General features: G+C 42.8%; 2 protein-coding genes. One reads left to right on the top strand and one right to left on the bottom strand.

From position 1 onward, the window contains the following. Positions 1–26 precede the first annotated feature (26 nt). Positions 27–734 carry a hypothetical protein gene (locus tag LAY41_RS21860; protein ID WP_249102886.1) on the bottom strand — a complete coding sequence of 236 codons (708 nt, stop codon included), beginning with the start codon at positions 732–734 and terminating at the stop codon, positions 27–29. A 606-nt stretch (positions 735–1,340) separates the two neighbouring features. On the opposite strand from LAY41_RS21860, the gene LAY41_RS21855 reads away from it, so the two are divergent. Next, the gene (locus LAY41_RS21855) at positions 1,341–7,559 is read left to right on the top strand and encodes a calcium-binding protein (RefSeq protein WP_249102884.1); all 6,219 of its coding nucleotides are present in this window, start codon (positions 1,341–1,343) and stop codon (positions 7,557–7,559) included. Positions 7,560–7,686 lie beyond the last annotated feature (127 nt).

The raw sequence follows: 7,686 nt of genomic DNA, 5'->3' as shown, positions 1-7,686 counted from the left end.
TCTTTTCATAATTAATTCCGAATGTCCTATTGTTCGGCGCTATTATAACATTTTAGCACACTAAGTACGGAAGAGCCAGATTCCACAGCTTCTATAAATTCCTGTTGCGATATCAATGATAATACTCTGTCTGGCATTTCTGCTAGTAACCCAGGATTACGCTCAAGTATTAGCCAGTACATTAGTTTCTTTTCTAAATTTGACAAGCGATTAAACTCTTGGTCTAAAAATTCGTGAGTTTTACCAAGGATTACCTTATCTTGGTTTAAAAACTCAGAAATTCTATCGACATCGATCGCATCGTCCCAGTGTTCGTATTTAGTAGCGCTTGCGACTAAATCTGTCTGTGTTGGATTTGGTTCTACTAAAGGATAATTTGGTTGAGTAGCAGCAGCGAGTAGAAGTTTATATCCTGCTTCTTTTAGTAAGTGAGGGATACACTTGCCGCTGAGTTTGATAGTTGTGTTATTTGGCCGATCGAGTAGTTTTTCGATATATCTATACAGTCCTCTCGATAAGGAAACTCTAACTGAATTAGCATCTCGCTTTCTATAGACTCTCTCAGATATTTCAGCAGGAGTGTAACCGCAAAGTAATCCTCTCAGAAAGGTCTTTTCAAGAGGAGTTAGGCTCTTTCTTTCGGCACAAGCTAAGTCGCTATACAGCTTTTCTAAGTTCCAGTTTGTCGAGGCTTCGCTGAATACTGCCTCTGTTTTGTCTGTGGTAGGTAGCATCCCTGATTCATGCAGATTTCGCTTTCCTATATTGTAATGAATTTGCTAATGATTTAGCTAATTAAATTAGTTGATTATTAGCTATTTGTTTCTGATATCGTTAAATTCACGTAAGCTTAATAAAAGCATCGTCAAGGTTCATCAAAAGTTCATTAAATCCACTGAATTACGTGAAAGTGGTGTTGAATTACTTCGATTAAAGAGAAGCAGTGCGATCGAGCTTTCGGCTCAGATCCCCCAACTGCCCTCAACACCGTGTTTATGCTGATTCTTCACGGTTTATTTGTAAAGCTTTGTTACGAATACGTGGTTTCCGCATAAAACGCACCAGTTCACACAGATAGAGAGTTAGAGGCAAATACTGAGCAAAGGAGGAAATCGGGATGAAGGGAGATTCTAGTTGGGTGTGGTGCGATCGAACTTTCCCAGATACCTGAAATTGGGATTTGAGGGAACGATCGTATTTTAAGAATAGTTCGCTGAAACTTTTGCAGCTTTAGACTTTGGCAAGGTGATTGCCAGGGGATTTAGCGTGCTTGAAATCTGACAAAAACACAAAATAGCTAATTCAGTCAATTGCAACATCAAATATTGAAGGAGAAAACCATGTTTACTTCCAATTCTGCTAATCAAGTAACAAATTCTTTAGTTAAAGATGCAGTTGAGAATGCTTACAGCACATTAAATAGCTTTGCTGGTAGTGAAGATTTTCTGAGCAAAATTAAAACTGCTTTTGGTGAAAGTTTTGATGCTACTAAGTTGGAAAATTTACGTCAGCAGTGGCTTAGTGGCAATTTTGCATCACTTCCGGCAATTGAGATTCGCACTGGTGCAGAGTTACAAGGGGCAAATGCTGTCTATGCGGGGTCAACGAATACAATTTATTTTTCTCAAGATTTCTTGAGTAAGTATGCGAGTAATCCTCAAGCGATTAGTGCAGTTTTAATTGAAGAAATTGGGCATTATGTAGATTGGCATATTAATACTGATGATACTCCGGGGGATGAAGGGGAATACTTTTCTAATTTAGTGCAAGGGTTTGAGTTGAGTAGTTCACAAATCCAGGCAATCAACAGTGAGAATGATTCAGTTGTTTTGACTTTAGATGGTAAGCTAGTTAGTGTGGAAAATTCCTTGCCATTTAAACAGTCTGAAGTTTACTCTTCTGTAGGCAATAATCCTCTGACTGCTACTGAAATTACTAAGCTTTTGGTATTCGGAACCAATGATCCTTCGCAAACAGACTATAACGAACACATCAGAACTAATAATCCTAAAGAGGATGTCTTTATCACTTATGACATGAAAGATTACATGACTAATGGTGGCGGTCAGTATGCTTATCCATCACTGTTTCCTGTTATTGACAAATTCTTTACTAGAGATATTGAGCCTGGTGAGTATAGCTATACCAAGATACAAAATAAACTAGGCGCATTTTTAGGATGGGACGGTTTTGATGAAAAAAAAGATATTAACATCACTATCTCCCAATATAAAACAGATACAGGTAATAACAAATATGCTGATCGCGCTTTCATTTTTGGCACAGGAGAATTTAAGATTGACTTGACTGATGCAATCTTTTATGTGTCTGAATCTGGCGATAAAAGAATTGATAACTTTGAGGTAAGAGCTTTTGTTGATAATTTTGATTTTGAGAGTTCTAATCCTATAGCCCAACAGGCTAATAATATTTTTAAAGATATCTTCGACCCATATAATCTTGCGCGTGGCACAGTTCGGATTAAATTTTTTCCTAACTTAAACAATCCAACAAAGCTTGATGAATCAGCTAAGGGTGAAGGAACTCCGTATACAAGCTACAGTAAGCAAGATTACTTAAACCATCAAAATCAAGAAAGCAAAGTTGATATTAACGGTGGTATAGATATACCAGCATTACTAGATGAAATGAAAAAGACGAATTACTTAGATGAGATATCTAAAGATTCGTTTTTGTCATATATGCGTGATGGAATGAACGTTATTTATGGCAAACCTGAAGAAAATGATGATCTTGACAAATCCGACTACAAAGTTAAGGTATTAGGTTCTGGTTGGTTTGGATTACCGAAAACAGAAGATAAAAAGCTTTCTTCGAAACGCTATTTCCTTGTCGGAGGCACAGGCAACGATAAGCTAACAGGGTATTTGTATGATGATGAGCTTCAAGGAGGTAAAGGTAACGATAAGCTTTATGGTGGTGATGGCAACGATGTACTTAATGGTGGTGAAGATAAAGATGATTTATATGGACAACGTGGCAGCGATCATCTATTCGGAGAAGGTGGCAGTGACTACCTAGATGGTGGTAATGAGGACGATTCAGCAGACTTTCTATATGGGGGATCTGATAATGACATCCTATATGGTTGGGGAGGAAATGACGACCTTCGAGGTGAAGACGGTAGCGATGATCTTTGGGGCGGTACTGGAGAAGATTGGCTTTACGGAGGATGGGATACAGATAATAGTGGCGACGATGTAAATAATTTATATGGGCAAAACGATAGCGATCGCTTATTCGGAGAAGATGGCAATGACTACCTAGATGGTGGTAATGAAGACAATGCAAAAGACTATCTCTATGGCGGTAAAGGCAATGATATTCTTCACGGTTGGGGAGGAGATGATTATATTGACGGAGAAACAGGTATTGATACAGTTAAATATACTGGATCGCCAAATGGCGTAGTCGTCAACATTGATGAATCTGCCTCATATTCAGATGGAAAAAATCAAAGAAAACTTTTTTCTGTCGATTCAAAATATAATCCAATCGGATATTATCTAGATTTATCTCCTTCATTTTTTATTGATGCTGGACAAGCACAAGATGGTTTTGGATTTGTTGACGATTTAAGAAACATCGAGAATATTCTTGCTAGCCCAAATAATGATGTCCTTATTGGAAATGCCCTTGGGAATAAGATTGAAGCCTTTGGTGGAGATGATTTTCTAATCGGAAATGCTGGCAACGATATCCTTGATGGTGGAGAAGGTGTTAACACTGTCAGCTACCGTCTCGATCCTTCAGGTGTTTCAGTTAACCTATTAACAGGTCAAGCTATTGATGGTTGGGGAAATACCGACGCCCTCATTGGGATATCTAATGTAGTTGGCTCTGATTCCAAAGGAACTGGTGACAAAATTACAGGCGACCAAGGAAGCAATAAAATTACTGGTGGTTTTGGAAATGATCGGATAGATGGGCAAGGGGGAGAAGATTGGTTATATGGAGAGTTTGGCAACGACATTCTAATTGGCGGACTTGGGGCCGATCGCATTTATGGCAATCAAGGAATTGATATCATTTGGGGTGACTTAGAAGGCAACCCAGACACAGGTTATAACGACTATATCCGAGGCGGTAGTGAGAAAGATATCATTCATTCTGGTGGTGGTGATGACATTGTTTGGGGCGACAGTGGTTATGGTGATGATGAAATTTGGGGAGATGCTGGTAACGACACACTTTATGGAGAAGCAGGTTACGACTTCATCAGTGGCGGTACAGGCAACGACAACATTTTAGGCGGAACCGAAGGCGACACCATTTATGGGGATGCAGGGGATGACAAGGTTGCTGGAGACGAAGGCGAAGATATCCTCAGAGGTGGTGATGGTGCTGATGAAATCTTGGGTGGCGACGGTCAAGACTTCATTGTTGCAGAAAGCGGTTACGACACGATCGATGGTGGTGCAGGTATTGATACCGTCGATTACAGCATCGCTCCCAGCGGCGTTTTAGTCAATATCGACGATCTCAGCTACAACAATCAAGCGAATGCTGGTGAATTTGACCTGGAAGTTAACTTTGACATCGCACCTGGTACGGGACTGGATGGATTTGGAACTGTCGATAAACTGATTAGCTTGGGAAATATTATCGGTTCTGCCTTTAACGATACTTTAATTGGCAATAGTCCCGATAACCACATCCAGGCAGGTGCAGGGGATGACCTGATCATCAGTACGGAAGGTAAAGATATTTACGATGGACAAGATGGAATAGATGTTATCAGTTTCCGTCGCGATGCTAGTGCGGTTTATGTTGACCTGAAAGAAGGTTTCGCTAATGACGGTTTCCAAGCGAAAGATAGTATCGCACAAATCGAAAATGTCGTTGGTTCCAATTTCAACGATCGCATCTACGCCGATGATATTGCCAACACTATCACAGGCGGCAAAGGTAACGACACGATCGACGGTCGCGGTAGCAGCGATTTAATCTACGGCGAAGCAAATAACGATGTAATTTACGGCGCAGATGGCGAAGACACCCTCTACGGTAACAGCGGAAACGACATCATTGATGGTGGCGCAGGTAACGACACTCTTGATGGCGCAGAAGGAGATGACCAACTTTCCGGTCAAGCAGGCAACGATACCCTCGACGCTGGCGACGGTAACGACACTCTCGGTGGTGGCGACAACGAGGATATCCTCTACGGACGCACTGGAAACGACTCTTTGGATGGCGGTTCTGGTAATGACTCTCTCGACGCGGCGGAAGGAGACGACCAACTTTTCGGTCAAACAGGTAACGACACCCTGGATGCTGGCGACGGAAAAGACACCCTCAGCGGTGGCGACGACGATGATATTTTATACGGTCGCAGTGGTAGCGACTCGCTGGATGGCGGCGCAGGTAACGACTCTCTCGACGCCGCAGAAGGTAACGACAAACTTTTCGGACAAACTGGTAACGACACCCTAGATGCTGGGGACGGAAACGACACTCTCAGCGGTGGCGATAACGAAGATATCCTCTTCGGACGAATGGGAAATGACTCGCTGGATGGGGGTTTTGGAAACGATACTCTCGATGCAGCAGAAGGCGACGATCAACTTTTCGGACAAGCAGGTAACGACACTCTCAACGCTGGCGACGGTAACGATACTCTCAGCGGTGGCGATGGGGATGATACTCTGCTGGGACAAACTGGCGATGACACTTTGGATGGCGGTTTAGGCAACGACTCTATCGACGCTGGCGACGGAAAAGATACCGTAACTGGCGGTAATGATGCGGATACGATCGTCGCTGGAACTGGAGATGATTATATAGATGGAGGAGAAGGAAGCGATCGCATTTTTGGTGATGAAGACAAAGATACCATTTACGGTCGTACTGGCGATGATTATATAGATGCCGGACGAGGAAGCGATCGTATTTTCGGTGAGGAAGGCAACGACACCATCTTAGGTCAAACCGGACGAGACAGCATCGACGGTGGCGAAGGTGCGGACACCATTCACGGCGGTACGGAAGACGATACCATCACAGGAAACACTGGAGATGATACTTTCACTGGTGGAGGCGATCGAGATTGGTTTATCGTTAAACTTGGCGACAACACCGATATAATTACCGATTTCGGTGGAGTCGGTCGAGGTCGATCTCCCCTACCTGAAATTATCGCCGAAGTCGATACGATCAAATTTATCGGCACCGGACTATCTTCTCAAAATATGCTTCTGACTCAAGTCGGAACAGATTTAGCGATTACCTTCGAGAATATCGATAATAACAAAGTTATCCTGCAAAACTTTGCTCTCGAAAACATCGATAACCTTCTCATTTCCAAAGGTTCTGCCGTAGATGTCAGTAACATCTTCTTTGATGGAGATGAGAACCTCGAAGATAGCGATACTTTCGATGTCATCAATGCCGAAACGCAACCGATCGAAGTTAACCACAAAGATGTCGCTACCTTCCTCAACGATTTGGATAATAACACTAAAGGTTTCGATAACTCCCAGGATATTATCAACGGTCAAGGTGGTAACGATACCCTCAGCGGTTTAAGCGGTAACGATACTTTGCGCGGTGGCGAAGGCAACGACTCACTTTTGGGTGGCACTGGCAATGATTACCTCAAAGGCGATGCTGGCAATGATATTCTAGTAGGAGAAAAAGGGGCCGATCGTCTCAACGGTAATGCTGGCGACGACTCGCTGCACGGTGGTATCGGCAACGACACGATTTCAGGCGACACCGGAAACGACACCCTCACAGGCGGCGGAAATCAGGATTTGTTTGTCATTAAAGCTGGCGATGGCATCGATTTAATTACCGATTTTGGTGGCGTTGGTAAAGGCAAAACTCCTTCTAATCAAGTTATTGCCGAAGTTGATACCCTGAAATTTGTCGGCGCTGGGTTAATTGCCAAAAACATGATTTTGACTCAGGAGGGAACAGACCTAGCTATCAGTTTCGATGGAATTGACAACACCAAAATTATCCTGGGAAACTTTACCCTCGAAAACCTGGATAATCTCCTCACCTCCAAAGGCGCTTCGATCGATATCAGCAACCTTCTCTTTGATGGAGATGAAACTATCCAACAAAGCGATACTTTCGACATCATGAACGCCGACGAAATAGTTACCCTGGTTTACCACAAAAACGTCGCTACTTTCCTCAACGATTTAGATAACAACACTTCCGGCTACAGTAACTCAAATGATATCATCAACGGTCAAGGTGGAAACGACACCCTCACCGGACTAAGTGGCGATGATATTCTTCGCGGCGGTAGCGGAGACGACTTGCTAAACGGCGGTTCCGGTAAAGATATCCTCAACGGCGGTATTGGCAAAGATACATTTGTGGTATCACTTAACGTGGGAGAAGACATCATTACCGACTTCGTTAGCGGTCAAGATTTAGTAGGTTTAACCGGAGATTTGACCTTTAATCAACTCACAATTACTCCTGGCACTAATGGATCTGAAATTAGTTTCCAAAATCAACTTTTAGCATCTCTGATAGGAGTACAAACTCCTCTCACAAGTGCTGATTTCACCATCATCTAGCGACAGATTAAAGCAGGGTGCGTTGCAACGCACCCTACCCTGTAATATCATATCCTTACGCATCGGTTACCTAGAAAATTCGTCTTCTTATTCTTATCTGTGTTCATCTGTGACTTCTGCGAGCGCC

Source organism: Argonema galeatum A003/A1 (genome assembly GCF_023333595.1).
Lineage (GTDB): Bacteria > Cyanobacteriota > Cyanobacteriia > Cyanobacteriales > Aerosakkonemataceae > Argonema > Argonema galeatum.
The sequence above is the reverse complement of the archived record's forward strand: the minus strand, read 5'-3'. Positions and strand labels throughout refer to the sequence as shown.

What these genes read in the sequence shown, in the direction of transcription:
- LAY41_RS21860 (WP_249102886.1), bottom strand. Translation starts at nt 734, where the DNA reads ATGCTACCTACCACAGACAAAACAGAGGCAGTATTCAGCGAAGCCTCG.
- LAY41_RS21855 (WP_249102884.1), top strand. Translation starts at nt 1,341, where the DNA reads ATGTTTACTTCCAATTCTGCTAATCAAGTAACAAATTCTTTAGTTAAA.